Origin of the sequence: Alsobacter sp. KACC 23698 (assembly GCF_045348435.1) — a bacterium.
Lineage (GTDB): Bacteria > Pseudomonadota > Alphaproteobacteria > Rhizobiales > Beijerinckiaceae > Alsobacter.
Genome location: NZ_CP157484.1, coordinates 2,778,341 through 2,802,652 on the forward strand (window position 1 = coordinate 2,778,341; position 24,312 = coordinate 2,802,652).

Sequence of the window (24,312 nt, forward strand, 5' to 3'; positions counted from 1 at the left end):
CAGCCCGACCGCGATCTCCGCTATGTGTCCGGGAATGCTTTCGCGCACGCAGTGCCTTTCTGGGTCTGTGGATAGCGCGGATCGGCCGAGCACGTAGGTCTGGGCGCCAGAACTGCGCGGCCCCATGTTGAAGACGCCGGCTCGTTTCAGATAATTTGCTCGTCGAGGAGCCCTCCATGTACGCGAGTTCCCAACGCATCACCGACGACACTGCCGAGCTGCGCCGCCAAGCAGGAAATTGGCATAAGGAACAGCGGGAGCGTGTGGGCCTGACCCAGCGCGAGATGGCCACGGCACTGGCAATCAAAAAGTGGACCTTCATCTCCCAGCTCGAAACAGGAGCCTGTCGCGTCCCGTCGACAAGGTATGAAGATTGGGCGCGGATTCTGGAGATGCCCGTCCGCGATCTCGCCTTGTCGCTGATGCCCTTTTATGATCCGGAGAGCTACAATCTTCTGTTCCCGGGCGAGCCGGACGCTGACGTGGAGCCCGAGCACAAAGCCCCAGCCCCTAAGCCGATGCCCCGCAACGAAGAGATAACCGATCGGAAGGCGGAGCACAGAGCGAGAAAGGAGCTTGGCACTTGGCTGGCGGATCGGCGAAAATTGCTAAAAATGACACAAGTGGACTTGGCAGCGAAACTTGGCATTCCCGAGCCCATACGAGTAAGTCTCGTTGAAAACGGACATGATCGGATGCCACTTGGCTACACCAAAGCTTGGGCTTGGGCACTGAAGATTTCGCCGCATTATCTCGCTCGAGCGCTGCTCAGAGTGAACGATCCGCTCATCTTTGATGTGATTTTTCCTGACGAGATTTAAAGTATTGCCAAGCAAGATCTAACATTAGTTCTGCGAGGCAGAAACCCGCTCCATCTCAGCCGAAGGTTGCTGCCACTTAATAAATGTAAATAATCTCTGAACAGTCAAATTTTATTGGGTCCCGAAGACCAAATCACTGGGCACTTTCCCGAAATTTTCTTTTTTGGCAAGGGGTTAAGCCCATATCCCCGTCAGTGTTGCGCCCACAACACAGCACGAAAAATCGGTAGGGACCGCGAAATTTCAGTTTGCAGGGTATTAGGAACACTGTATGAGTTCCCTCACCTGCTCTGGTCCGAGTCGATAGCGACCGAAGCGGTGCAGCTTTGAAGAGATAAAAGGACACCACCAAATGGCAACTATCCAAGGCGTATACGTCGCCCTGTTCGGCCGCCCCGCTGACCCGCTTGGCCTCGCCTATTTCAATGGCGTGACCAACAACGGCGCCAACCTGACCGCCATCACCGACCTGGCCGCGACGGACGAGTTCAAGACCCGCTTCAAGGACCAGAACAACGTTCAGATCATCAATTCGATCTACAAGAGCCTGTTCAACCGTGACGCCGACGCCGATGGCCTGAAGTTCTACCTCGGCCAGCTCACCAGCGGCAAAATGAACGTCAATAACATCGCGATCAACATCCTTGACGGCGCCCAGGGCACCGACAAGACGATCTCCGACACGAAGATCGCTTCCGCGAACACGTTCACGTCGCATGTCGACCAGGGCAACGAGATCGTCGCCTACAATGGCACGACCGCTGCCAACGCTGGCCGCGCCTTCCTCGCTCCGATCGCGACCACTCCCGCGACCGACGCCCAGGCCGACGCCGCCATCTCCGGCATCGTGAGCCAGTCCAGCACGGGCGGCGGCAACGTTGGCGGCACGTTCACGCTGCAGGTCGGCGCCGACACCCTTTCGCCCACCAACAACGTTACTGCGAACCAGACGACGGCTGGCGACGACACGATCCGCGCAAATGCGGTCCCGAACTCGCTTGAGACGGCCGACACGATCGACACGGGCGGCGGTAACGACACGCTGAACGCGCTGTTCAACAACACTGATGGTGTTGCAAAGACGATTAAGCCCGTTCTCACCAATCTTGAGAACGTGTTCATCACGAACAGCGCCGCCGTTCCCGTGGGCGGTCCGCCTGCAGTCGGCGCGGCCGAGACCGTTGATCTCGGCGACTCGAATGGCGTCCTGGCTGCCTGGAACAAGGGTTCGGATCAGGACCTCACCGTTCAGGGCATCAAGCTTTCGACCACCGTTGGCCTCAACGGCACGATCACTGGCAGCACCACCTTCACTTTCGCTGGCGCCACCGGCACCAACGACTCAGCGACTCTCGCCGTCCGTGACGCCACGTCCGATACGGCTGCTAAGACGGTTACTATCGGAAATATCGAGAACCTGACGATCGCCCAGTCGGATGATCCGACCATCACCGGAACGACATCGACGGTCCGGAACCTCGCTGCTCACGAGACTAAGACCATCACCCTGACCGGTACCGGAACCTATAATGCGACCGGGGGTGGACCTTCGCAGGACCTTGGTGCCCTGACAAAGTTCGATGCGTCGGCTCATAAGGGCGACATGACGCTCGACCTTTCGTATGGTGCGGTTCCGACTGCTGGTGTTACGATCCTGCCGTCCAGCGCGGGCGTGAACACCATCAACATCGGCGCGAACGGCAACGTTGACACCGTCGTGTTTAACTCGACCAACGTGTCGACGCTGAACAAGATCACGACGCTCACGAACTTCGACACGGGCACTGCTGCTGCCGCCACCCAGGAAGACAAGATCGACGTCAAGGCGTTCGCTTTGGGCGCCGACACGACGGTTGCGACCAGCGTGGTCGCTCCGGCGGGCGACATCTCGGGCTTCTTCAGCGGCACGGGTCGTATTGTGAAGGTCGACCTTGGGCTCGGCGGTATTGAAGTCCTCGTTGACACCAACAAGGACGGCAACTTCAACGCCGGCACCGATCTCGCGATCAAGCTGACGGGTGTTGCTCTCAACACCGTGGACATCGGCGACTTCATCGTCTCCTAAGTTCTGCTGATCCGAACGACAGTGGGCCGGTCCTCGTGACCGGCCCATTTTTCGTTTGTGGCGCCCGGTAAGAAAAAAGGCCCGCCGCGGCGTCAGCCGGGCGGGCCAGTGCAGAGGGGCGCGAACAGATTAAGCCAGGAGCCTGGGCGTGCTCAGCGAAGGCCGTCCGGGCATGCTGCCATGGTCTGTTTCACATGCCCGCACCATGCGGGCCTCGGACCGGCTTAGAGCCGGGATGTCATCTCTGGCGACGAGGGATGTCGCTCTTGAACTCGGCGCTTCTGAGCTCGCGCATCTTCTCCTCCAAGATCCGGTCGACCTCGCCACGCATGCGGTCGCCTTCGGCCTCGCTCTTCATCAGCTCGGAGATGGCGAACAATGCGTCGGCCGTCCGCCGCTGCTCGATTGTGGCGGCCGCCGTATGCGAGACCAGATGCTGCAAGTGCTCGTTCAGCTCCCGGATGGGCTTCAGGTCGATGAAGGAGCCGCCGGCGACGAAGACGTCCGTTGTGTGCTGCTGGGTTTCGGCCGCCTTGTGCCCCGCCGCCAGGGCCTTCAGGCCCGTGAACACTGCGGCTATCAGTCCCGCCAGATAGGCGACCCACTGGTACTGCTCCGGGATCCCCGGGATTTCAGGTGACGCCATGCTTCTTGGCCCCGCGCGCCCGCCCGGCGTCGTGCATGGCGCTGTAGCCATTCGCGAAGTCGAGACCGAAAAGGATCAGGTAGATGGGCGCGCCGGGCGTATCGATCGGGCTCGACAAGAGGCCGATGCAGATCGAAGCCCAGACAAAGCACGATGCGTAAGCAGCGATCCCGCGCACATAGGGTGAGACGGTGGCGTAGAGGGTGTTCGGGAAGGTGCCGTTGACGATCAGCGCGAGCAGTCGCAGGAAGCCGATGGCGAAGGCGCCCCAGCCCCAGATCTGTTCCGGCGCCATCTCGGCCATGCGAGTATAGGCCGGCGATGAGGCGAAGATGGCCGACGGCTTGGTCACCACACAGCCCCAGCCGGTCAGGCCCACAGCCATGAACCATTCGGATCGACGCGCTGTGAAATGCTGCGTCACCCCCGCTGCCAGCCGCATGATGATCATGGTGGGCCTCCCTGCGCCCACTGCCCCGACGTGGTCCAATCCAAGCCCCCCGGCTCTTGTTTCGCGATTTTCATGGGCGCCGCGCTATGGCCGCGCGCTCGACTGCGTCCTTCTTCTGGACGAAGCTGACCAAGCCCTCGTGACGCATGGCGCACACGACAAGGCTCTGCCGGTCCTTGCCCCAGTGGCGCTCCGTTTGCCCGGCGCTCAGCTTTCCCGACGGGATCGCGGTGGGACCGGTGCATGGCTCGAGCTGGCTGTCATCGGGCTGCGCCTGGTTGGACGCGGCCAGGACCTGCTGGTTTCCTCGGGAGCTGGAGGCGATTGAGGCGCTGCACGCCGCCACCATCAAGGCAGCCGACACCGTCATTGCGAGCCGAAGCATGGGCGAGGTCCTCATAGGCTTGCGCGAGCGCCTCGCGCGTCTGTGTGTAGGTAGCGACCACGAGCGCGTTCTTGCCCTTCAGCTCGGCGAGTTGGGCGTTCAGGGCGGCCACGTCGGCGCGGGTCTGCTGCTCCTCGGCCGCGATTCGGTCCCGCTTCCCCTGCTCGTATGCCTCTGAGATCTGGCGCTCGAACCAGAGCCAACCGACCAAGGCCAACGCCGCCGCGACCAGTCCGCCGACGATGATGGTCTTGAAAGGCTTCGCGAGTTCCCAGAGCGCGGCGAGCCCGATCATGCCCGCTTGCCCGTCTGGTAGTCGTGCACCTGGGCGGCGAGGACGAGGTTGACCACGCGGTAGGCGAGGAAGCCGCCGCCGAACAGAATCGCCAGCCAGACATAACCGGGCACATGGGCGAACGCGCCGAGGAAGGACTTGCCCTGCTCAGTCTGCGAGGCTCCGAAAGCCGTCACGGCGCCGCCGCCCATGAACCAGGTCGTGAAGCGGGTCCACTGCTGCAGGATCCACGCGCGCCGAGCGGCAGGGACCTGTGCGGCGACTTCCTTCGTGCTCGCCGTCGCTCGCGCCTCGGCGATAGGACGGCGAAAGCCCTCCGCCTGCGCCTTGCCGATCTCGGCGAGGCTGTCGTCGTTGATCTCGCCGCTCGCGCCGAATCCGCGGTCGATCATGAAACCAGCGACGGCGCCGGCCGTCTTGCCGCCAGCATTCCCGTCGATCTTGCCGACGTCGAAGTAGCCCATCTCGCAGAGCTGCTTTTGGGCGGCCTCGATGACTGCGCGGGGGTAGACTCCAGCGACTACAGCGGAGGGGCCGGCCTCATCGTCCTGCACGGGATGGAAGCCGGGGTCATCGTCGCCGTCCTCCGCGTCACCTGCGAGGTCGACGAGCGTGGCCGGCGCACTGGCGAACTCTTCGACGAACCGGTCGTAAGCGGCTGCGAGCTTGGTGTGGTAGCCGTTCTTGGCGTAGCCCGGCCCGTTGTAGCCGCGGGCGAAGGTCGCCCAGTCCAGATCCCGCAGCGCGCCGTCGAGCTTGGCGGCCTTCATGAACTTCGCCATGGCGACAAGCTGCGCGCCCTCCCCGTCCACGAACGCCGCGATCATCTTCTGTGGCGTCGCATAGCCGGCGAGCTTGCAGTTGGAGCCCATCATCTGCGGCAGGCCCCAGGAGGTCGCACTTAGGGCCGCCGTCTCGTCGATCGTTAGCGCCTGCACGATTCGCGCATAGCTGTCGGCCGGATAGGGCTTCTGCCCCCACTTCGGATAAGCAAGGCCAGCTTTGATCGCCGCAGCCCGCTTCGGCCCGGCGCCCAGCTCGGCATAGAATCTATGCGGCTCGAACAGCGCCTTGAGACGCCCGCGCCTGTCAAAGCCCGAGCCGCGCGTCTCGATCTCGATGATGGCGCGGATCGCTGGGACGTCGCAGCCCAGCAGTTCAGCCGCGCGCGCGATATCGCTGTCGGTCAGGCGCGTGGCCTGGCCCGTGAACTGGACCATCGATGTCTCCTAATGGTGGTCAGAGATCAACCAGGCCGGGCTTCGGCCTGAGATCAGCGCGCGCGTGCGGCACGGAGCGCTTGATGCGCTCTGGGGTCGGCGTGAGTGAGTAGATTCTACTGCTGGCCGGATCACCCGCGACCGGAAGTGGGACTGCTATCGAGCTTTGAGCACAGTTGGCTTAGCGACGACCCTCGGGCCGGTGGCGCGGAGCACTGCGTCATCCACCATACGAGCTTGCTCCCCGTGGAGCCGCGCCTTCGACCGAAGCATGCGTTCGCTACCGCGAAGGGCAATGAAGCACGCTGCGATCAGCGCAAGGGCGTTAGCACCTACAAAGCACCCTACGACGGCACCGGAGACACCGAAGAGCAGAGCACCGCAGAACGTGCCTGCTATAGATCCGAAGATCCCGAAGATGATCAGAACTATAACCACCGACGCCTCCGCCCCGGGCGCGAGTATGGCGTTGATTCGGGCAATGAGCATTACGATTGAGCAAGGCGTGCGAAGCCCACTGTCGCGGGGCATGGCGGAGGGCTTTCGCCCGGTAGTCAGATCACGGGATCTCGTAAAGCCGGACGTTGGCGATGGTCACGCCCTTGGTGACGTCGCCGAGATAGTTGCTCGTATCGTCCGCCGTTCCGGGCATGATATCGAGGTTGATCACGGTGTCGTCGTCGTGAGTCCATTCCATCGTGCAGCGATAGTAGCCATTGGCGAGCGCCAGGATGGACTTTGCGTTACTAACGAATGTCCCGTAGGCGTAGAAGTCACCCAGGACGCCAGCCCCAGAGAGGTTGAAGTTGCCGCGTGCGCCAGCGCCGAAGGTTGAATTATAAGAATTGATCTGGACCCATGAGCGCCCAAGGTCCGGTTTGGCGTCGAACTGCAGCCGATAGCTCTTGACGGACGCCGCTTTCGATACCCCAGCGCGCACAATGTGGTCTGCGGTTGTGGCCGTTTCTTTGATCGCCTGGGTCGCCAAGCCGCCATTGATCACGGTGGCGTTGCCCAAGGGGGACCATGGCGCAGCGGCGATGCTTGTTCCGGCCAGATTGGTCACAGCCGAACCGCTGAGCGTGTAGGACAGCGAATTGATCGTCATGCTACCAGCGCCCGAGCGCGGCTCAGACCCCAGCGCCGCGCCGTTGACCCACTCGCTGCCTGTGATGACGCTGTTGGTCTTCAGGAACGCCAGAGCCGACTTGATGTCGAGCGTGCAACTGGCGACGTCCACGTTGCCGGAGGCCATGAACATCACATCGCGGCCAGTGACCCCATCGGCGATCTGGCGGCAATTCCACGTCACGCCGCCATTGACGTGCGAGCCGACCAGCGTGGCGGAGTTGAAATAGGAGATCACCGCCGCGCTGGGGTGGAAGAAGAAGCCGATCTCGTGCGTCTTGAAGGTGTCCTGGCCCGAGGTCGTGGTCAGGTAGAACTCGGTCAGGCCGCCGTAATCACCGCTGCCGACCGTCACGTTCCAGCTTTGCGAGAAGGTCGTGAGGGCGTCGACCTGAACCGGCGTCACGGCCACGGATGGAGCGCCGCCGTCGTAATTGCCGAAGCTGACAGCCATATAGCCATAAACGCCCGACGCGGCGGGCGTCGCCGGCCAGGACATGGCGATGGCGGTGTTGTTGGGGAAGTTGACCGTATCGACCGTGATGGTGTCGGTGAAGTCGGTCCCCTGCACCAGCGCGCCTTTGCCCCACGGCGAGGCGTAGGCCAGATAAGACGACCCCGACTTGGTGTAGTTGGTCGAGTCAGGGATCGCCAGAAGGTTGGGATTGACGGCGACCGACCCGCTCCGCCTGCGCCGCGAGATGAACATCAGAGACCCTCGCCCTGAGAGCCGACTTTCAAGCCCCCTCATGGCATCAGCCCCAAAACTCGAGGGTGACGACGCGGGCCGCCGATGCGATGAGCGCGATATGCGTGGCGCCCGCCGGAATCCGCCGCGTGCCAGGGTTGAGCATGGAAGCGCTGCCGTTGGCCACGTCTGCGCCTGGGACGGCGGCCGTCACGATGCTTGTGCCGAACTTGGCGAAGAAGTCTCCGTCCGCGCTGAAATTGACCATCTGGGCGCCGGACGGAATTGGGTGCGCCTCGCTGGCGCCGGCGCCGAGCACACGGGCATCAACGTAATCCGTAGCGATCGGCGCATTCGGGGCCTTGGTCGTTCCATAGGTGACGTTGTCGAAGAACGTCTGCATGAGCTCACTCCATGACGAAGCCGCCCGGCGAGAGGCGGTCAAGCGATCAAATCTGGTGGAAAAAGGAGGGTTCGCGGCTAAGCCGGCCAGCCTGCGGCGATGTCGATTACGTCCAGCGCAGAAGCGTCAGCAGCCGCTGCGACGGCGTCCTTGAGCTCCCAGGAACGCCGGTAGACCGCGGCGCCCCAACTCGCCATGGAGAGCAGAGCCTGAAGCCCTTCGGAGAAGGTGACAGTGAACGTCTGATTGTCCGCGGACCTGAACACAGCGCCAGGAGAGTCGCCCTGCCCTGCCGCCACCATGGCGGTGTACGCCGCCTGCGAGGTCAGCCAGTTCACGCGATCATCGCTGCCACGCGTCTGAAGCACGTGGACGCCGGCGGCGCCGAAGTCGCAGGAGAACCCGCTCGCCAGCAGCCCATCGCGCAACGCGTCGACGGCGCTGGCTTTCGCTGCTTTCAGCTGGTCGAGCGAGGGTGTCAGAGCCGCCTGGTACTCGGCCCACTCGGGATCGCTAAGAGGGACGATCTCGCCGTCCACCATCTTGTTGGGGCGGATCGTCATGAGGTTTTCACTCCGTAAAGGCGGATTTTTCCGGAGGCGATGTTGCCGGATGAGAAAGCGAATTTGAGGGCCGTGATCGCGGCGGCGGTGGTTTCGCGCGCCGAGCCGCACACATAGACGAAGGCCGGGGTCGAGTTCAGGTAGTTGACACGAACGTCGAAGACATGGCCTTGCGCCGCAGACGGCTTCTGCAGCCGGATCACGCCATTCACAGCGCCAGCCACGTTGTTGATGCCGGAGAGCGCGATAGCGCTTGCACCATTGTTATTGATTGTCAGGATCGTAGAAGAGTCGGAAGCGCCTAGCGCATAACCGAATCTGCAAGACCCAACGTAGGACGAGCCGTCCGCCGAATAAGTCAGGTTCAGCGTGACAGCGCCGGACGAAGGAGCCAGATCCTCAAGGTGGATCTCGTATTCATCATACGCACTGGTAATGCCCGCCGTGATGGCCACCGATGCGACGGCGCTCGCTATCGTCTGCGTGGAAAGAAGGGCAAGGCCTGGCGAGCTCGCGATAGCCGCCGCCTGAGCCGTCGAGACCGGCTTATTTGCATCGCTCGTGTTGTCGACGTTGCCAAGCCCAACATCGCCCTTCACCAGCGCCAGCAGCGTCTTCATTGCGGCATAGTTGGCGGCAGTGATGAGCGACCGCCCGTTGGGGCTCGCGTCGCTGATCTGAGACGCTGGATGCGTGTGCGATGTCGGGGCGAATGAACTCGTGTCGGCGAAGGCAGCGGATCCAAGCGCGCCTCCGTCTTTCAAAGCCTTACCTGTTGACCCGCTGTACAGCGCGACATGGTTGTCCGTCGAGGACGCCGGACCGATGATATCTCCGCCCCCGACTGGGCCTGGATCGCCCCTGGGAATCGTCAGGTTGAGCGTCTGGTTCGGCGCGGTCCCGGTGATATTGGCCGACGCCGATGAACCCGCGCTGCCGGTCGTGACAGAGCCAATCGTCAGCGTGTTGGGCGGGCCGAGCAGGTCAGCAAGCGCCACGATGTCGATCCAGCTGACTTCGCCGATGGCGCGCCACTGGATCTTCGACGCGGTGGCGCGCAGCTCGACGCCAGCGCCGGTCTCGCCCACAAGCTCCTCGGTGGCGATCAGATCCGTCCAGGATGCATCGCCGGTCACGCGCCACTGGATCTGCCCGCCGCTGACGCGAAGCTCGATGCTGCGGCCTGGCGGGCCCGCACGGGTGACGAGGACGTTCGGGGCGGTCATCGCGTAATCCCTCGTTCGATGGTGACAACGCCGGCCATGATTGTGTCCGGAACGCCGCCCGCATCGGTCCAGACCACGTCGTAGACGTAGTCCCCGGGCTCGAGGTTCTGCAGGACCGAGACGGGTACGTTCCACGACACCATGCCGTCTGTCGGCGGATCGGAGATCTGCAACCGGCCGTTGCCGGTGCTGGCGTCCAGCACGACGAGCAGTGCGCCTTCCGACGAGCGCAGCTGCGCCCGAAACGCCGACCCGGTTAGGTCGACGGCCTCAGGCGGATCACCGCTCTGAACGGCGAAGCTCTCGCGCCAGACCTCATTGGCCCGGACCAGGTAGTCGATCTGGGTCAGCATGCGGGCCCTCAGGGCAGGTCGTAGAGAAAGCCGGAAATCCCATAGCCCGCCGTGAACTCGCCCCCGCCCGTGAGAGTGTCCCCCGCCGTGGCGGTGAGCGGCCCAAGACCGTCGCTCGGCACCAGTCCAACCATGACTCCGCCGATCGCCACAGCCGAGCCGCTCCCATTGGCCACCGGAAACGCCTTGAAGACCGCATATTTTCCAGCAGGGATCGTGTAAGGCGTCGTGTAGCCAATGTTTTTGTTAAGGACTGTCCGGGCCATTTCACATCATCCCCAGGAAGAACATTTCGGAATGCAGGTAGTCGGAGATCGCCAACGCTTCGGCCATCTTGGCGATGGTGATCTTCTTGTTGGTCGTGCCCGCCACGTCGTAGATTGCGACCTCGTCGGCCGGGCTGGGCGATGCCTTCGCGGTCAGGCCAGTGACGTCGAGCGACAGGGTCCGATCCGCGGCGAGTGAACCGCCGCCCTTCACGCCTTGGTTGGTTGTGATGGTGCGCACTGCCCCGAGGGCGTTCATCAGGCTCTCGCGCGAGATCACCTTGGCCTCGCCCAGCGACACGTCCCAGAATACGAAGAGGTCGCCGGCTTCCAGATTGATCTCGGTGACCGCGCCTTTCACCACACGGTGCACGAGGTGCATGGCGTGCTGGTTGGGAGTGAGCGGGTACCAGTTGGCGAGAACGGCGTCGTAGCGCTTGGCGGTGCGAACGTCCTTGTGCCACCAGAGCACCGCCTTGTCGGCCGGAGCGGTGTTGCCGATGCTGACGGCGGAAAAGCCCATGTCCTTCAGCGCGCGGATCGCGAAATCGCGTGCGTCCAGGGGCTTGGCGTCCTTCAGATTGCCCGTCGAGCTGGTGACGAGCTTGTCGATGGCGAGGTCCAGGGCGGCCATGGCGGTCCTTATTCGACGGAGAGTTCTGCGCCCATGTCGGCGATAGCGATGACGACGTCGTTGGAGACGGTGCTGACCCCGAGGCCGCCGCCGTCTTTAATCTTCCGGAACTGCAGGGTGGAGCCGGACAGGGATGCGAACACGGATCCGTTGCCAGTCCCGATGTTGGCGCCGCCGATCGGTCCGCCGTCGCCACCGAGTCCAGCCGCGAAATTCTGACGGGTCATCTTCCGGTGCGAGCCGACATCCGCATCGAAGATCACCACCAGATCCTCGTTGGCGATGTCGGTCGCCTCCTGAAGCCCGCTGATGTCCAGGCGCAGCGTGCGGTCGGCTTCCAGATCGCCGCCGCCCTGGATCCCCTCGGTCGTGGCGATCTGCCGGAACTTGGAGGCCATGTCGCCCAGGTTCAGGGCGTTGATGGTGCTTTCGAGCGTCTGGAACAGCCAGTTGAAGACGCCGGGCCGGGCGGGGCCGCAGGCGAACCCCTTGCGGATCTCCGCCTCGGACGGCGTCTCGATTTCCCCGTCCACAGCCCAGACGGGGGTGAAGATATTGGCCATTCTCGCCTCGTCAGTTCAGAGCGATGGGGGATGGAAAGGCGCCGGCGCAAAAGCCGCCCCAGCCGGCCCCGAAGCCGAAGGCGGGGCCCTGCGACTGCCAGATTTTGAGGCGCACTCCGGGAGCGACGGGCATCACCTGGCCGAACAGATGCGCGATTGCGATCTCGACTTGCGAGAGCAGCCGGCCGGTGGCGATGACCAGCACCGCCGGCGTCTCGCGCAGGATGGCGGCGTGCTCGCCGAACAGGGCCCGGCTGGCCGCTGTCACGCCGCTGCGCCGGTAGTCGCCTGTGAGCGCGATGACGCGCGCCTTCAAAAACCGCCGGTACAGCTCGTCGTCGGTGAAGCAGAACTCGATGAAGTCCGGACCGCCGCAGTCCCACTCCGCTTCGCAGAAGCCGGCCACCGGCACGGCGGGCGCGTCACAGGACGGCGTTGAGCAGTCAAAGCCGAACACCGGCCGGCGCTGGCCGGCGCAGTGGCAACGAGGCCAGCCCAGCGCCTTGCCGATGATCGTGAGCTGATCGCCGACGGCCGTGTCGATGTCGAAGTGGTCGAGGATCTCGCAGAAGCTCAGATGCGCTTCGGCCAGTTGGCCCAGATACGCGCGGGCCATCGCGAGAAACCGGGTCGCCTCCCTGTACTGGGTGGCCACCTTGCCGATCTCGGTTTCGACGAGGGTGTGGGTGTCGGTGCAGGCCATCAGTCGACGTACCGGACCGCGATGTTGGGCAGCAGGATGAGGGGCCGCTCGAACAAGGTGGTGTGAACTTCCTCTTCGACGGTCAGGGCCGGCCCGCGTGCGATGCGCACGGCGTCCACCTCGATGCCTTGCACCCGGGCGGCTTCGGCGCGCACGCGCTTGGCCGTGACGGTGTCGCCGTTGCGGTAGCCGCAAGACGTGGCGAAGGCGGCGGCCACCGTCGCAGCGATCGTGCCGACAGACGGCGGTGCGCAGTTGCAGGAGTCGGGCAGACGACGCACGTCGATCTCCACGGTGATCGGCACGTCAACGGGGCGGATGAAGCGCACGAGCTGGCAGAAGCCGTCGGCGACGATCTCGACCTCAGTGTTGCCGTGTAGCGTGATGCCGCCCACCGTCTCCTGGTAGACGACAGTCCCGACCTCGACATCGTCCCCGCCTACGACCGCGTAAGCGACCGAGTGAGGCGGGACGCCCAGCGCGTTCGCGCTGTCCCCGGCGTTGATCCGGACCGACGACCAGCTGACGCCATCGAGCGCCAGGAGCCGCGCCAAGACACGCGTGGTGGAGATGTCGGTCTGGCCCTGGTTGGAGATCCGCAGCCGGAAGTCCGGATCCGCCTCTCCGCCGTCGGGCCGCGCTAGCCGGCGCAGCTTGGCCAGCATGTCCAGACGCGGGCCCTCGGCCTGGTCGACGTCGAACGACTGGTAGGCGTCCTCCCCGACCTCCCAGACTTTGCTGGAGAGGTCGGCGACGAGGCCGTTGAGCTGGCCGAGGGGCGACTGCGCGGTCTGGACGACCCCGGGCCCGAACGCCGCCACCATGGCGGCCTCCAGCTCGCCAAGGATCTCGGGAAGCCGCTTGCGGACGAAGCCGGCCGGCGTCACGCCATAAGCCATGCGGACCTCAGTTGACGGTGAGGGTGACGGGATCGTCGTCGAAGCTGGTGAGCAGCACGACGCGGTTGATCTTCAGCCCGCGGCCGGCCCGGTCGACGGAGACGTCGAACTCGAGGATCTCCGTGACCCCTGGCGTGGCCAGGATCTCGGCCTTGATGATCGCTTCGGCGATGGGCTGATCCGACGGCGGCCGGCCCAGCACGTAGCGGGTCCAGTCAATACCGGCGGCGGTGTTCAAAAACCACTCTGAGCGCCAGAACATGAGGCGCTGGCGCACGTGCTGCCCGACCGCCTGCGCATCCGCGGCCATGACCAGGTTGCCACTCTCGTCGAGATGCACGTCGTTATGGGGCAGGATGGAGAGGCCGGTGACGTCGGCCATGTCAGACCATCAGCTTTTCAACGCGGCCCTTGATGGCGGTCAGGGCGGCGATCTTGTCGTGCGACCAGAGCCCGGTGGACGATCCGGACGAGACGACGGTCTTCATGCTGGTGAGCTCCCCGATCAGGTCGGCGATGGCCTTGAACACGGAGTCGCCCTCGATCTTGAAATCGAGCCGGCCATCCTCGCTGATGGTGATGCCGTTCTTGCCGTCTTCCTTGCCGAAATAGACGCCCTTCTCGGGCACCTTCGCCGGTTTGGAGCTGGGATAGCCTCCGGGATAGGCGATGGCGTCGGACAGGTCGTGCATGCGCTTGGGCGCGCCATCGACGCTCTTGCCCTCCGTGTCCCAGTCTTCGATCGAGCGGGACGGAATGTGGAGCACAACCTGGTCGCCCTTCTTCAGGGGCTTGTGCAGGATGAAGCCGCCGGCGCGGGGATGCGCCACCGGCACCTTGACCAGATCGGGAGCCTGCAGCTCCTGTCCGGCGAAGGTCTGCTTGAGGAGCGGCTTCACGGTCGCGGTCTGGGTCTTTGCGTCGTAGTCGACAACCTGCCCCGGCAGGGAGGTGTGCATGTCGCGGCGCTCCGCCTCGATCATGGCGGCGAGAGCCTCGTGAGGGTCCTTGCGGGTGGACGTGCCCTGATGTCCGGCCATCACTTCACGACCTTTTCGCCCTGCACGCGATTGCCCTCGATGTCGACATAGAACTCGGTCCCGCGGTTGGTGCCGGAGAAGGTGCAAGAGGACACGCGGAACAGCCCGCCGCCCTCGTCGCTGGCCCGCTTGTCGCGGCCACTCTCCTCGTCCAGGAACCCGGACCGCACGTCGACGAGCCGGTTGGGCGCGACGTTCGGATTGAGCAGCGCCTTCACCTTGATGCCCTTGTCGGTGATCTCAGGGATCCCGATCATGCCGGTCTCGCGCGAGATGACCGTGGCGTCGCCCAGGTGCTGGTCAGCCTTCACAGCCTCGAATTGCCCGTTCTGGATGGACCAGTAAAACCCGTGCTGGCGCCCGAGTTCGTCCAGCTCGCGGAACGCCCAGCCAAAGAGCGTGGTCGAGCGCTTGGTCTCGGGCAGATCATCGAGGCCCTTGATCTGGCCCAGCGTGACGCCCGGCATCTTCTTGACCAGCTTCTCGATGATGGCCTTGGGCTTCGTCTTGGCTGGGACTGTCTCGGAGATGGCGCCCTTGTTGACGCCCTCGTCTCCGTCGCCGCAGTCGAGCTCGGATTTGACCTCCGCCTCGCCGTCCTTGGTCGTGGTGACGTCGCGAATGTCGCCCTTGAAGATGGTCCCGATCGGGCCGCCCTCATAGCCGGCCTTCAGCTCGATCTTGTCGAACTCCTCGCCCAGCATTTTGCGGTGCGACTTGGTCAGGTTCCAAATCGAGATCGTGGCGGTGTTCTGCTTTGAGCCGATGCTCATGGCTGCTGAGAACTCGATCTTGAGCTGGTCCACCGTGAGGGATCCGCCTTTGCCCGAGATGGTCAGGCTGACGACGCGCTTCCACTGCCGGCTCATGCGGCGTCGTCCTCGGGATCGTAGTGGAGCAACCGCACCTTGCCGGCCGGCAGCTCGTCCCGGCCAGGTTCAGCCCCCTGCTCCCAGTCGAAGGCGATCAGCCGACCGACGCCGAGCACGAAAGGTGACAGGAGATCCACCCCGACGACGATGCGCCGCCCGGCCAGAGCCGGAACCCCGTCCACGTCGAGCGAGAACGACCACCGGTTGGTCGTGCCGTTGTACTCGACCAGGAAGTCGCAGCGGCGATCCATGAGGACTGTCGTGAAGCGCTGCGATGGGGCCGAGATGATCGGAAGTTCGCGGAACGTGCCCATCAGTCGGCCCCCACGGCGCCGTCGAGCAGGCGCGTCGCCTGGGAGCTGGACAGGCTGGAAGTGTCAACGGACCGTGCCTGCACTTGGCCCCGGCTGGTGGTGCCCTGCGCGCCGTCCTCCGATGTTTCAGAGCCGGAGCCCTGACCGCCGCTCTGGCCGGAGCTCTCGGCCGTGTTGACGATGATGACTTCCTGCAGGTCGGCCGTGAAGAACAGCACCCGGGCCTTTTCCTTGTCGCGGGTGGCGACCAGGCTCTTGATGAGCATGTTGGAATAGACCGTCAGGCCGGTGACGATCGAGAACGGCTCGGCTGTCGCCTGCAGCGCCAGGAGCGCATTGAACGACGCCACGGCCCGCGAGCTGTCGACGACCGATTCCAGCCTCAGCTTTCGCGGCGTGCGCCAAGCGTGGTCGGAGATCTTGGCGCCCTGCTCGACCGGATGCTCGGCGATCTCCATTTCGCTTGTGTGCTCTTCAGAGATGACGACGTCGACGAAGACGCCGCCGATGCTGCGCGACAGGAGGATGCTCATGGCGAAGTCAGGGCTCCGGTCGAGGTGTTCGCGCCCTTGGAGGTGATCGTGCCCAGGATGGCGCTCTTCACCTTGGCGGCGACCTCATCGAGGCCGCTGGCGTTCACCGTCACGCTGTTGGTGATGGTCCGGTGATCGTTGCCGATGTCCTCGTATTTGCGGTTGTCGTTGTTGGTCTCGTTCTTGGTCTCGGCTGCCTTCATGATCTTGCTGGCCGAGGTCTCCGGCTTCACCTCGTGCTGGATCGCGGGCAGTTCCTTGAGGAAGCCCAGCGCCTCGGTGATCGAGTTGGCGATTGGCTGAGCAGCCGCCCGGCCGATCTCCGCGCCATCGAGCGGCTCGCGGCTCACGGCGCCCTCGCTGGACGCACTAGCTCCGTTCCCGACCCATTTGCCCAGCCCGTCCCGCATCCGCTCCCAGATCGTCTTCGGAGGCAGTGCAGACTGGCCGCGGCGATCCTCGATGTTCTCCGATGGCCTCGCCCCGTCGATGATGGGCTTCTTCGGCACCGCCGGCTCGCGCGCAGACGGTTCCGGGCGCGGCTTGAGGCTGTCGGGTCGCTCAGGAGGAAGCGGGGTCCGCTCCGGCTGAGCCGTGGGCTCCGGCGCGGGCTGCACCTGCTCGAGGGTCTGGATCAGCTCCTCAAGACGCTGAATATTGAGCTCAGTCGCAGGCGTTTTCGGCTTCGCCCTCAGCTCGTCGAGACGCCGCCGGGCGTTCGGCAGGCGATCGTTTTCTTTAGACTGCTGCAGCATCTGCTGCTGGCGGTTCGCCTCGATCTTACCCTGCGCCTCGGAGTCGGCCTCTTCCTTCGTCTGCTTGATGATCCCGAACCGCTTGGCGAAGGCCAGGAGGGTCTCGGCGAAGCTCAGCAGCGGCGGCAGAACCTTTTCGGCGATGGTGACGCCCAGCTCGGTCAGGCGCTCGCCGATGCCGGTCTTCAGCGACCCGATCACGAACGCCAGGTCGTCATTCATCTTGCCGACCTTGGCGCGCCGCTCCTCTTCGGCGTTCGACAGGGTCGGGCGCTGGGACGTGGCGTCCCTGAACGTCTTTGCGAGGCTCCCTTCGGCGATGGCCCGGTCGAGACGGGCCCGGTCCAGCCCGTCGACCCCGAGGCCCTCGGCCGTCTTGCCGGCTCGCTCCTTCAGCTCGGGCACCTTCGCCTTTGCGGCGTTGGCTTTGCGCTGCAGGGCGGTCGCGTTCTTGTCGCGCCTCGCCTTCGCCTGATCCGCTGCCGCCTGCGCGGCGCTGGCGGTCTTCTCGGCCGATGTGGCGGCCTTGACCCGCTTCTCGTATTCCAGGACGCCCTGGAGCGCGATTTCGGAGCGGTCGCGCGGCGAGCCGTCCCGGTTCGTCAGATCCTTTTTCCGGATCCCCGCTTCGCGCAGCGTCTTCTGGGCCGCTTCGTCGCCCTCGCGCGATTTCTTGATCAGCTCATCGAGAGCCTTGACCATCTCCTGGGCCTTCTCGGCCCCCTTTTCGAAGGTCAGCTTTTCGAAGAACGTCCCGAGCGAGTCCAGCGACTGGGCCTTAGTGCCCATGGACTTGCCGAGCAGCTGCATCTCGCGGCGTGCGGACGCAGCGCTGGCGCCCATCTTGGCCAGCATCGCCACCGGAATGGCCAGCGCAGCGGCCGCGCTGACGGCGACGCCCGCCAGACTGGCGAGCACGATCGCGAAACCGCGCAACGCCGCCCAGGCGATCCGGCCGACTGCGCTGAGAGCAGTCATCGCGCCGGAAAGGACCTTGGAACCGGCTGCCAGCGCCACGACGGAGGTTGACGTCTTTTTCGCCTCAACGCCCACTCCCTTGAGCGGGCTCTTGGCCTTTGCGGCCGCGCCGCCCACGAGCGTCGCGGCGGCAGCGACGGCCTGCATGGGCGCAGCGACCGCCATGGCGCTGGACGCGGCCGTGGTGGCGGCGCGCGCGAGTTCTCGCACAGGGCCGCCGGCCTTGGAGACCTCGTCACGGACTTTCTCGAAAGCCTTGGAGACGCCCTTCAGCTTGTCGAGGTTGCTCACCTCGAAGCCGAGCTTGGCGATCAGCTCTTCAATGACCAATGAAGGGCTCCGCTATCGCCTGCCCCGCTCGGCGTTCTGCATGGCTTTCGCCGTCGCATGTTCGCGGAGGTCGAGCATTTCGTTGAGGTCGAAGACGTCGTCCAGCGTCAGCACGGTGCGAACGTCCCGGATCGTGCACAGCGGCGGCTCGGCCATCACGGGCCGCCACAACAGCATCTCGTCGATGAGGTTCGGCGCGACCTTGCGGATCTCGTCGGGATTGAGCCCTACGCCGCCCGTCCCTTCAGGAGGGCCGATCCCGCGCCGTCGGCGAAAAAACTGCCGAACTCCGTCTGCAGTGCGAACATCGCGACCTGGAGCAGCTCCTGCAGATCCATCACGCCCGGCACCGCAAGTTCTCCGTCCACCCGGACCTGCTTCACCATGTCCATCACGATGGAATAGACCGCGTCGCTATCCATTTCCCCGATGAAGTCGCCGATGGCAGACATGGCTTTGGCGTCGCGCTCGGCCTCGTCGCTCTCCGCGATCGCTTCGATGATGCCTCGGGCCGGGCCGAGGACCTTGAGGAGACGGAGCAGCATGCGCAGGCCCTGGTCGGCGGGCATGCGGTCGTAACGGTAGGTCCGGTTGGCAATCTTTTTTTCAGCCATCTGCATCCTTTATGGTGCAAAGCGAATCTGGAGAGGCCCGTGGCGACCGCAATTCCCATGCAGAACGACAGCACCGGCCTGCGCGAGACCGGCTTTTACGGCTTCTCGTGGACGGTCTTATTTTGGGGGCCGCTTCCAGCCGCGTTCCGCGGCGACTGGAAGACCTTCGTCGTCGCCCTAATCGTGCTGATGCTTGTCGCGGCCGCAACGGTGGGCGCCGGCAACTTCATCGCTAATCTGATCTGGGCCTTCTTCTACAACCGGCAGTACACCCGAGGGCTGGTTGAGCGCGGCTACCGCTTCATGGGCAGCGACACCGAGAACCGCCTCGCCGCCGCGGCGACGCGCGTCGTGTACCCTCACCCCAGCCGAGAGTTGCCGCGAGCGGCCTAAGCCGCCGGCGCGTAGGTGATGTCGTTCGTCTGCCAACAATTGCAGAAGAACACCCATTCACGCTCCGATGCGGATGCGCCCAGGCTCACCGACGGCTCTTTGATGATCACTGCCGCAGTGCAGCCGCCGCCCTCGCCCGTCGAGGTATCGCGCACGGCGATGCTGATCAGCTTCTGAGATCCTGCCCGCATCAGCTTCACCTTCTGCGCCAGATACTGGTTCATCGCCGAGTTGGCCATGAGCTTCAGAGTGACGTTGGCGGACTGATCGGCGGTCATGGACACCACGGACGCGCCGTCGGCGCCGGTCAATGGCGTGCCAAGATCGGTGTTGCGCTCGATCACGACAGCGTCGTCGCCCTCCCAGAACCCGATGACAGGACGATCGTCGATGGTCATGGCGACGTTCTTGAACGAGAAGAGCGTGAGCGGAGGGCATGCGTCGGACATCAAGGGGTCCTTTCTTCGTTAACTACAACGGATTGCGGTGAGTTGCTCTAAAACCGCATCAAAATACTGGCGGTCGCGTAGTGGAACGCCCCGGCGTACCGGAAATCGACCCGAATATCGGGTGCGATGCGATTGCGCCGCTGGCTGGCCGGGATGTTCTCCACCCGGTCCACCTCGATCGAGTAGGCGGGAAGGAAGCTGTCCTCGTCGTCGCCGATGTCGCCGGCCACAACGCCGGCCGCCACGGCCCGGCGCATCACGCCGTCGATGGCGTTGGTGAGGATCGCTACGCCCGGATTGGTGTAGGGCACACGCGCATTGTTCGCGAGGGTCGACAGAACCGCCTCACGGGTGCGGGCCACCAGCCAGTCGCCGACATGAACCTCGTCGATGAAGGCGTGCGATCCGACCGTGCCCTCAACCACCATCGGCAGTCCGCCGATGTCGACATAGGTGTTGGCTGCATGGCCCTGCGAGGCGTCGACGCCCAGGCCAGGAATGAAGCCGGTGATCGCCTGGACGGCGGCCGAGCCTTTGTTGACCGGAGTGATGCCGGCCAACTTCTTGAATTTCGCCGTGTAGGCGTTCCCGCTCGTGATCGATCCCGCCTGCGCGGCCCGACCGTTGGAGCGATCGAGATCGCGGGTTGAGCAGTAAGCCAGCAAGGCGATGGCCGGATAGAGCGCCGCGTCCGTGTGGTAGAAGGCGAAGGAGCGGTCGTAGCTTTTGCTCTCGATGTACTCGGCGAAGGAGCCGCCGAACTTCAGAGCGGTGCCGGTATGCGTGCCGGACTGGGTCCCGGTGGTCGCGATGGCGCTGCCGCCGGGCGTGGCCGCGAGCGTGAAGCTGTTCGTGCTCGGCGCCAGGACGTAATAGACCGAGCCGGCGGTGAGACCGGTGGGCAGGGCGCCTGTCGTGGTGAACGAGACGGGATCGTTGGCCGACAGCCCATGACCGGTCCAGGTGACGACACCCGGTGCGGCGATTGTCATGGTGACCGCGGTGGACGTGTCCGCGATAGCCGTCGGCGTTTCGGTGTCGATGTCGTTGGTCTCGAAGCCGGCCAGGATGGACTTCGTTTCGGCCCAGTCGGCCGCAGCCCGCGCGTCGGCGCTGTCACGCACCTCCGCCGTGAAGCCCAGCCAATAGAAGTCCGGGTCATAGGCGTAGATCGCGTTGAGTTCGTCCGTGATCGGGTTCGCGGTGTTGCGATAGCCGATCTTGACCTGCCGGGGCCTTGGGTTCTGAGAGAAAGCCGCAGCCGCCGCCTTGTAGGCCGCCGTGTTGGAGGCGAAGTCGACCGCCACCTCGAGCAGGTCCCCGTAGACCTTCGTCCGCGTCGTGGCGTCCACCACGCCGGCCACTGCCGTCGGATTGACGATCAGCAGGACGGAGAAGCCGCTCGCCGTTGCGAAGCGGTCCTGGCGCGTGAGGGAAACGTCCACCACGCGCGAATACGGCAGGCGTGCAGCCATGAGATCAATCCTTTGCGAAGGTCAGAAGACGGTTCACGTCGGCCCCGCCCAGGCCCTTGAAGGTGATGGATCCGCTCTCGACGACGTCGACGAGCAGGTTGTCGATGGCGATGCCGGCCAGGGCGATGTCGAGCGCCGCCTTGCCCTCCCAGCCTTCCTGCTTCAGCTCGGGGACGCGGGTGATTTCGCCGACCTGGCGCACCACCAGAGGGCTGAGCTCGACGGACGCGTGGGCGGAGCGCAGCGCCGCCTGAAATAGGCGCGCGCAATCCGTGGGCCGGCTGGCGAAGACCTCGAGCCGGAACAGCCACTCGATGCCGCGGGCTTTCTTCATCACCACCCGGGGTTCGCCGCCGATGGTGCGGTCCTCGTAGACTTCGCAGTCGACTTCCAGGAGATCGCGATCGGTGAGCAGGTAGATGACGGCGTAGGCGCCGGATGCGGGACGTGGCGCGCTCTGGTGGGCCCGGTTGATTTCGACAAGGCCGACCCGCTCGGGGGTGATCGCAGCGGCGTCAGCGTCGACCTTGGTCAGGTAAGCCTGCAGCAGGTCAAACGCGGCGTCCTCGGTCATGGGTCAGCCTTCCGATGGCGCGGGTGAAGCCGCCCTCCTCGCGCACAGCGACGCGGTAGACCTTGAAGCGCTCGCCCCGTGGGCTCTCGATCTCATCGGCGAGAGCCCCGCTGTCTTCGCTGGCGGTGTGCAGTTCGGTGGGGGTCCAGATCGTCACCCAGGCTTCGGAGCGCTCGCCCTCTGGGACCTGCCGCAGGTCGCCCTCGCTGGGCGCCTGTATCACGGCCTGGATAGGGATTTCGGTCGCGACGGGATCGCTGAACGTGCCGTTCGGATTGCGCTGGCGGGCGCCGAAGCGGCGCAGGGTGGCGGGCTTAGCAAGCGCTAGGACGGCGCGGGACGCCGCCGATAGGTTCACCGTGTCCTCCGCCGCTTCTTGGGCAAAGGAGGCGTGGCGGGAGGCGGGGTCGTGACGGCCGGAGCTTCGGCCTCCCCCGAACTGTGAACGGGCGCCAGGGCAGCATCCTCAGCCGGATTCGGCGCGTCGGCAACCGTCAGCGCGCCGGCGGTCGTCAGCACGCCGATATGCGGCTGGGCGGCGAGGACCGTTGGCACGAGAAGCGAGCCCTTTGCCCGGATGACGCGCCCGCCGCCGACAGGCAGGTCGTAATCACGCAGGTTGGTCAGGAGCTTCATGGCCGGCCTCACAGCTTGGTGTCGATGGCCCAGGTCACGGACCCGACCAGGCGGCCGGTGTCGACCAGCGTGCGGGACGAGCCCTTTTGCTGGACGGTGCTGGGTGCGTTCGGGGGCGGCATGTTCGACAGGATCTGCATCTGGACCATGTCTTGGCCCTTCATGCCGAGGTTTTGCAGGGCGTAGCGCATCGGCGTCGGATTACCGGCGAATACGATCTTCTTGGCTTCCGCGGTGATGAAGGAGCGCAGCTCACCCCGGCCCTTGAACATCGCAGTAGTGATGAACGGGCGTGGCGGGATTCCGCGGCTGGTGCCGAAGTGGTTCCAGTAGGCGATCGAGATCAGGTCGCCAGGGGCCTTTCCAGCCGGGAAGCCGACCTTGACCTTGCTGGGCCCCCGCAGGCCTTTGGCGATGGTCTCAAGCTTCGCCTTGGCGTCACCCGGCCGCTGGACTTTGATGGAGGCGCGGATCTGCATCAGACGGCCAGGACGGCGGGGAAACTGCGTCGCCGGAGCATCAGGAAACGCCGGCCGTAGACGGTGGAGCCGAAGTCCTCTGCGGAGACGCCGGACGATGTAGCGCCGGGCTTCGCGAACGTGGTCTGCACGTCGCCCACCCTGATGCCGACGACTTCGCCTGGAAGGCTCGCGCCAACCGTCTGGTTCTCGCTCAGCGCGCCTTCGGCCGCGAGCAGATGCGCGGCGAGCGCCAGGGTGGCGGGCCGGCGGTCTGCTTCGATCCAGGTGTCACCCACCTCGGCCGCCGCCTCGTCCAGGACGAGCGCAATCCGGTCGAAGTTCACCGAGGCGAACTCCGGATAGCGCTCCTGCAGGTCGGCGGCGGTCGGGGCGGTATAGGTCACGGGTCAGGCCTTGCTCTGGGCAGCGGGCTTGTCCGCCTTCTCGGCCTTCGGCTTGGCGACGGTGAGGATCTCGTCCTCGACCCAGGCGGCTACGATCGGGTGATCGCTGTGCTGGTCGAAGTCCTTCACCTCGACCGTCGCGCCGGCCGGGATAGTCTGGCCGTTCGGCAGAACGCGGTCGCCCTTGGCGTTGTTGGTGATCTGAGCCATGCGAGCCTCCTTAGATCCCGTCCAGGTAACGGACGGACTTGGGGCGGCGGATGTCGACGCCGCCAAGCCGGAACAGGCCCGGGACTTCGAACAGGATCGGACCGACCTGCCAGACCGGCAGGAACCGGAACGGCATGGGGATGTGCATCTTCACGACCGACGGGTCGCGGCGATACGCCACCATGCGCTTCGTTCCGCCAGAGCCGGCGGTGTCGAGGCCCCAGATGCCGCGGATGTCGAGGCGTCCGCCCGTGGTCCGCGTGTAGATGTTGTTGCGCTCGACCCACTCCAGGATGGTGGTCTGGTTGGTGGCGTCGATGCGGCGGGTCGAGAGGTCCAGCAGCACCGAGTAGGGCAGCAGGAGCGTGTCGGCCATCTCGGCGCCGAGCGAACCGGTGAAGATGCCGGTCAGCTGGCCGTTGATGTCGCGCAGAACCTGGTCGGGCGTCTTGCTGGCGAAGGTCGTGGCCGAGCCGCTCCCGTCGGCCGGAGCCGCCGTGGCCGTCACGGACCCGTTGTTCACCAGGCCGGTCAGGCCCTTCGACGTGTCGCCCAGGAACGCGACCTGCTCGATGAACTCTTCGGAGACGCGACGGGCCGCGTTGGCCTTGTCCGCGTTCAGGTTCATGCCGAGCAGCATGGCCTTGCCGAGCTCTTCGAGGTCGTAGCGATAGCCGATCGCGGCCATGCTGACCGTGGTCTCGAACTTCTCGCGGAGCAGCTCGACGTTGGGGACGTCCTGAGCCTTGCCGGAGAACCACGAGGCCGCGCCGACGGCGTCGCCAGAGAAGTAGGTGACGCTCTGGATCCACTCCGGCGCCGAGGTGTCGACCGGGATCAGGGACGGATACTGGATGTCCTGATACTTGGTCGCGTAGACCTGCGGCTCGATGAGCGAAGCCTGCGTGATGAGGAAGCCCAACGCGCGCTGCGGGGCGTCCTGGACGTGGATGTTCATGTGAGGA

Annotated in this window: 34 protein-coding genes; 3 read left to right on the forward strand and 31 right to left on the reverse strand. The window is 64.8% G+C overall.

Annotated features, from left to right (window positions below):
* Window positions 1-176: 176 nt before the first annotated feature.
* Both ABEG18_RS12940 and ABEG18_RS12945 read left to right on the forward strand, forming a co-directional pair.
* A complete protein-coding gene (locus ABEG18_RS12940) occupies window positions 177-821 on the forward strand; it encodes a helix-turn-helix domain-containing protein (RefSeq protein WP_406858467.1) in 645 nt (214 codons plus the stop codon).
* A 352-nt stretch (window positions 822-1,173) separates the two neighbouring features.
* Window positions 1,174-2,886 (forward strand): DUF4214 domain-containing protein, encoded by a 1,713-nt coding sequence (locus tag ABEG18_RS12945; protein ID WP_406858468.1) that lies wholly within the window; start codon window positions 1,174-1,176, stop codon window positions 2,884-2,886.
* A gap of 238 nt (window positions 2,887-3,124) precedes the next feature.
* On the opposite strand, the gene ABEG18_RS12950 is transcribed toward ABEG18_RS12945, so the two are convergent.
* The 22 genes from ABEG18_RS12950 to ABEG18_RS13055 all read right to left on the reverse strand — a co-directional run bounded on the left by ABEG18_RS12950 (window position 3,125) and on the right by ABEG18_RS13055 (window position 18,745).
* Window positions 3,125-3,532, reverse strand: coding sequence for a hypothetical protein (locus tag ABEG18_RS12950; protein ID WP_406858469.1), 408 nt, complete (start codon window positions 3,530-3,532; stop codon window positions 3,125-3,127).
* Window positions 3,519-3,983, reverse strand: coding sequence for a hypothetical protein (locus ABEG18_RS12955; RefSeq protein WP_406858470.1), 465 nt, complete (start codon window positions 3,981-3,983; stop codon window positions 3,519-3,521). Before ABEG18_RS12955 ends, ABEG18_RS12950 begins: the two co-directional genes overlap by 14 nt.
* Window positions 3,984-4,243: 260 nt before the next feature.
* Window positions 4,244-4,663 carry a hypothetical protein gene (locus tag ABEG18_RS12960; protein WP_406858471.1) on the reverse strand — a complete coding sequence of 140 codons (420 nt, stop codon included), beginning with the start codon at window positions 4,661-4,663 and terminating at the stop codon, window positions 4,244-4,246.
* Complete coding sequence (locus ABEG18_RS12965; RefSeq protein ID WP_406858472.1) at window positions 4,660-5,883, reverse strand: N-acetylmuramidase family protein; 1,224 nt, start codon at window positions 5,881-5,883, stop codon at window positions 4,660-4,662. Before ABEG18_RS12965 ends, ABEG18_RS12960 begins: the two co-directional genes overlap by 4 nt.
* Before the next feature lie 559 nt (window positions 5,884-6,442).
* Entirely contained in the window at window positions 6,443-7,720 is a 1,278-nt protein-coding gene (locus ABEG18_RS12970; RefSeq protein ID WP_406858473.1) for a hypothetical protein, read from the reverse strand.
* Window positions 7,721-7,766: 46 nt separating this feature from the next.
* Window positions 7,767-8,102: a hypothetical protein gene (locus ABEG18_RS12975; RefSeq protein ID WP_406858474.1), complete on the reverse strand. Its 336-nt coding sequence runs from the start codon at window positions 8,100-8,102 to the stop codon at window positions 7,767-7,769.
* Window positions 8,103-8,179: 77 nt separating this feature from the next.
* Complete coding sequence (locus tag ABEG18_RS12980) at window positions 8,180-8,665, reverse strand: hypothetical protein (protein WP_406858475.1); 486 nt, start codon at window positions 8,663-8,665, stop codon at window positions 8,180-8,182.
* Complete coding sequence (locus ABEG18_RS12985; protein WP_406858476.1) at window positions 8,662-9,891, reverse strand: hypothetical protein; 1,230 nt, start codon at window positions 9,889-9,891, stop codon at window positions 8,662-8,664. The genes ABEG18_RS12980 and ABEG18_RS12985 overlap by 4 nt, the downstream gene beginning before the upstream one ends.
* The gene (locus tag ABEG18_RS12990; RefSeq protein WP_406858477.1) at window positions 9,888-10,244 is read right to left on the reverse strand and encodes a hypothetical protein; all 357 of its coding nucleotides are present in this window, start codon (window positions 10,242-10,244) and stop codon (window positions 9,888-9,890) included. The genes ABEG18_RS12985 and ABEG18_RS12990 overlap by 4 nt, the downstream gene beginning before the upstream one ends.
* Window positions 10,245-10,252: 8 nt before the next feature.
* Window positions 10,253-10,510 (reverse strand): hypothetical protein, encoded by a 258-nt coding sequence (locus ABEG18_RS12995; protein WP_406858478.1) that lies wholly within the window; start codon window positions 10,508-10,510, stop codon window positions 10,253-10,255.
* Between the two features lies 1 nt (window position 10,511).
* Entirely contained in the window at window positions 10,512-11,144 is a 633-nt protein-coding gene (locus tag ABEG18_RS13000) for a hypothetical protein (RefSeq protein WP_406858479.1), read from the reverse strand.
* Between the two features lie 8 nt (window positions 11,145-11,152).
* A complete protein-coding gene (locus ABEG18_RS13005) occupies window positions 11,153-11,707 on the reverse strand; it encodes a hypothetical protein (RefSeq protein ID WP_406858480.1) in 555 nt (184 codons plus the stop codon).
* 10 nt (window positions 11,708-11,717) lie between these two features.
* Window positions 11,718-12,410: a DUF2612 domain-containing protein gene (locus tag ABEG18_RS13010; RefSeq protein WP_406858481.1), complete on the reverse strand. Its 693-nt coding sequence runs from the start codon at window positions 12,408-12,410 to the stop codon at window positions 11,718-11,720.
* Complete coding sequence (locus ABEG18_RS13015; protein WP_406858482.1) at window positions 12,410-13,309, reverse strand: hypothetical protein; 900 nt, start codon at window positions 13,307-13,309, stop codon at window positions 12,410-12,412. The genes ABEG18_RS13010 and ABEG18_RS13015 overlap by 1 nt, the downstream gene beginning before the upstream one ends.
* 7 nt (window positions 13,310-13,316) lie before the next feature.
* Window positions 13,317-13,691 (reverse strand): hypothetical protein, encoded by a 375-nt coding sequence (locus tag ABEG18_RS13020; protein WP_406858483.1) that lies wholly within the window; start codon window positions 13,689-13,691, stop codon window positions 13,317-13,319.
* A 1-nt stretch (window position 13,692) separates the two neighbouring features.
* Window positions 13,693-14,349: a Gp138 family membrane-puncturing spike protein gene (locus tag ABEG18_RS13025; RefSeq protein ID WP_406858484.1), complete on the reverse strand. Its 657-nt coding sequence runs from the start codon at window positions 14,347-14,349 to the stop codon at window positions 13,693-13,695.
* Window positions 14,349-15,218, reverse strand: coding sequence for a phage protein (locus tag ABEG18_RS13030; protein WP_406858485.1), 870 nt, complete (start codon window positions 15,216-15,218; stop codon window positions 14,349-14,351). The genes ABEG18_RS13025 and ABEG18_RS13030 overlap by 1 nt, the downstream gene beginning before the upstream one ends.
* On the reverse strand, window positions 15,215-15,535 hold the full coding sequence (locus ABEG18_RS13035) for a phage baseplate plug protein (protein ID WP_406858486.1): 321 nt from the start codon (window positions 15,533-15,535) through the stop codon (window positions 15,215-15,217). Before ABEG18_RS13035 ends, ABEG18_RS13030 begins: the two co-directional genes overlap by 4 nt.
* Window positions 15,535-16,068 (reverse strand): phage baseplate protein, encoded by a 534-nt coding sequence (locus ABEG18_RS13040; RefSeq protein ID WP_406858487.1) that lies wholly within the window; start codon window positions 16,066-16,068, stop codon window positions 15,535-15,537. Before ABEG18_RS13040 ends, ABEG18_RS13035 begins: the two co-directional genes overlap by 1 nt.
* On the reverse strand, window positions 16,065-18,131 hold the full coding sequence (locus ABEG18_RS13045; protein WP_406858488.1) for a hypothetical protein: 2,067 nt from the start codon (window positions 18,129-18,131) through the stop codon (window positions 16,065-16,067). Before ABEG18_RS13045 ends, ABEG18_RS13040 begins: the two co-directional genes overlap by 4 nt.
* 12 nt (window positions 18,132-18,143) lie before the next feature.
* Window positions 18,144-18,302, reverse strand: coding sequence for a hypothetical protein (locus ABEG18_RS13050; RefSeq protein WP_406858489.1), 159 nt, complete (start codon window positions 18,300-18,302; stop codon window positions 18,144-18,146).
* A 56-nt stretch (window positions 18,303-18,358) separates the two neighbouring features.
* The gene (locus ABEG18_RS13055) at window positions 18,359-18,745 is read right to left on the reverse strand and encodes a phage tail assembly chaperone (protein WP_406858490.1); all 387 of its coding nucleotides are present in this window, start codon (window positions 18,743-18,745) and stop codon (window positions 18,359-18,361) included.
* 39 nt (window positions 18,746-18,784) lie between these two features.
* Between ABEG18_RS13055 and ABEG18_RS13060 the strand changes: the two genes are divergently transcribed.
* Complete coding sequence (locus ABEG18_RS13060; protein ID WP_406858491.1) at window positions 18,785-19,138, forward strand: hypothetical protein; 354 nt, start codon at window positions 18,785-18,787, stop codon at window positions 19,136-19,138.
* Here ABEG18_RS13060 and ABEG18_RS13065 read toward each other — a convergent pair.
* The 9 genes from ABEG18_RS13065 to ABEG18_RS13105 form a co-directional block, all read right to left on the reverse strand.
* On the reverse strand, window positions 19,135-19,536 hold the full coding sequence (locus ABEG18_RS13065; protein WP_406858492.1) for a phage structural protein: 402 nt from the start codon (window positions 19,534-19,536) through the stop codon (window positions 19,135-19,137). The two genes, ABEG18_RS13060 and ABEG18_RS13065, sit on opposite strands and share 4 nt — an antisense overlap.
* 98 nt (window positions 19,537-19,634) lie before the next feature.
* Window positions 19,635-21,062, reverse strand: coding sequence for a DUF3383 family protein (locus ABEG18_RS13070; protein ID WP_406858493.1), 1,428 nt, complete (start codon window positions 21,060-21,062; stop codon window positions 19,635-19,637).
* Window positions 21,063-21,066: 4 nt separating this feature from the next.
* Window positions 21,067-21,636 (reverse strand): hypothetical protein, encoded by a 570-nt coding sequence (locus tag ABEG18_RS13075; RefSeq protein WP_406858494.1) that lies wholly within the window; start codon window positions 21,634-21,636, stop codon window positions 21,067-21,069.
* On the reverse strand, window positions 21,614-21,994 hold the full coding sequence (locus ABEG18_RS13080) for a hypothetical protein (RefSeq protein WP_406858495.1): 381 nt from the start codon (window positions 21,992-21,994) through the stop codon (window positions 21,614-21,616). Before ABEG18_RS13080 ends, ABEG18_RS13075 begins: the two co-directional genes overlap by 23 nt.
* Entirely contained in the window at window positions 21,991-22,272 is a 282-nt protein-coding gene (locus ABEG18_RS13085) for a hypothetical protein (RefSeq protein WP_406858496.1), read from the reverse strand. Before ABEG18_RS13085 ends, ABEG18_RS13080 begins: the two co-directional genes overlap by 4 nt.
* 8 nt (window positions 22,273-22,280) lie before the next feature.
* Window positions 22,281-22,751: a hypothetical protein gene (locus tag ABEG18_RS13090; protein WP_406858497.1), complete on the reverse strand. Its 471-nt coding sequence runs from the start codon at window positions 22,749-22,751 to the stop codon at window positions 22,281-22,283.
* Window positions 22,751-23,137 (reverse strand): DUF4054 domain-containing protein, encoded by a 387-nt coding sequence (locus ABEG18_RS13095; RefSeq protein ID WP_406858498.1) that lies wholly within the window; start codon window positions 23,135-23,137, stop codon window positions 22,751-22,753. The genes ABEG18_RS13090 and ABEG18_RS13095 overlap by 1 nt, the downstream gene beginning before the upstream one ends.
* A 3-nt stretch (window positions 23,138-23,140) precedes the next feature.
* Window positions 23,141-23,347: a hypothetical protein gene (locus tag ABEG18_RS13100; protein ID WP_406858499.1), complete on the reverse strand. Its 207-nt coding sequence runs from the start codon at window positions 23,345-23,347 to the stop codon at window positions 23,141-23,143.
* A 10-nt stretch (window positions 23,348-23,357) separates the two neighbouring features.
* Window positions 23,358-24,305 (reverse strand): DUF2184 domain-containing protein, encoded by a 948-nt coding sequence (locus ABEG18_RS13105; protein ID WP_406858500.1) that lies wholly within the window; start codon window positions 24,303-24,305, stop codon window positions 23,358-23,360.
* Between the last annotated feature and the right edge of the window lie 7 nt (window positions 24,306-24,312).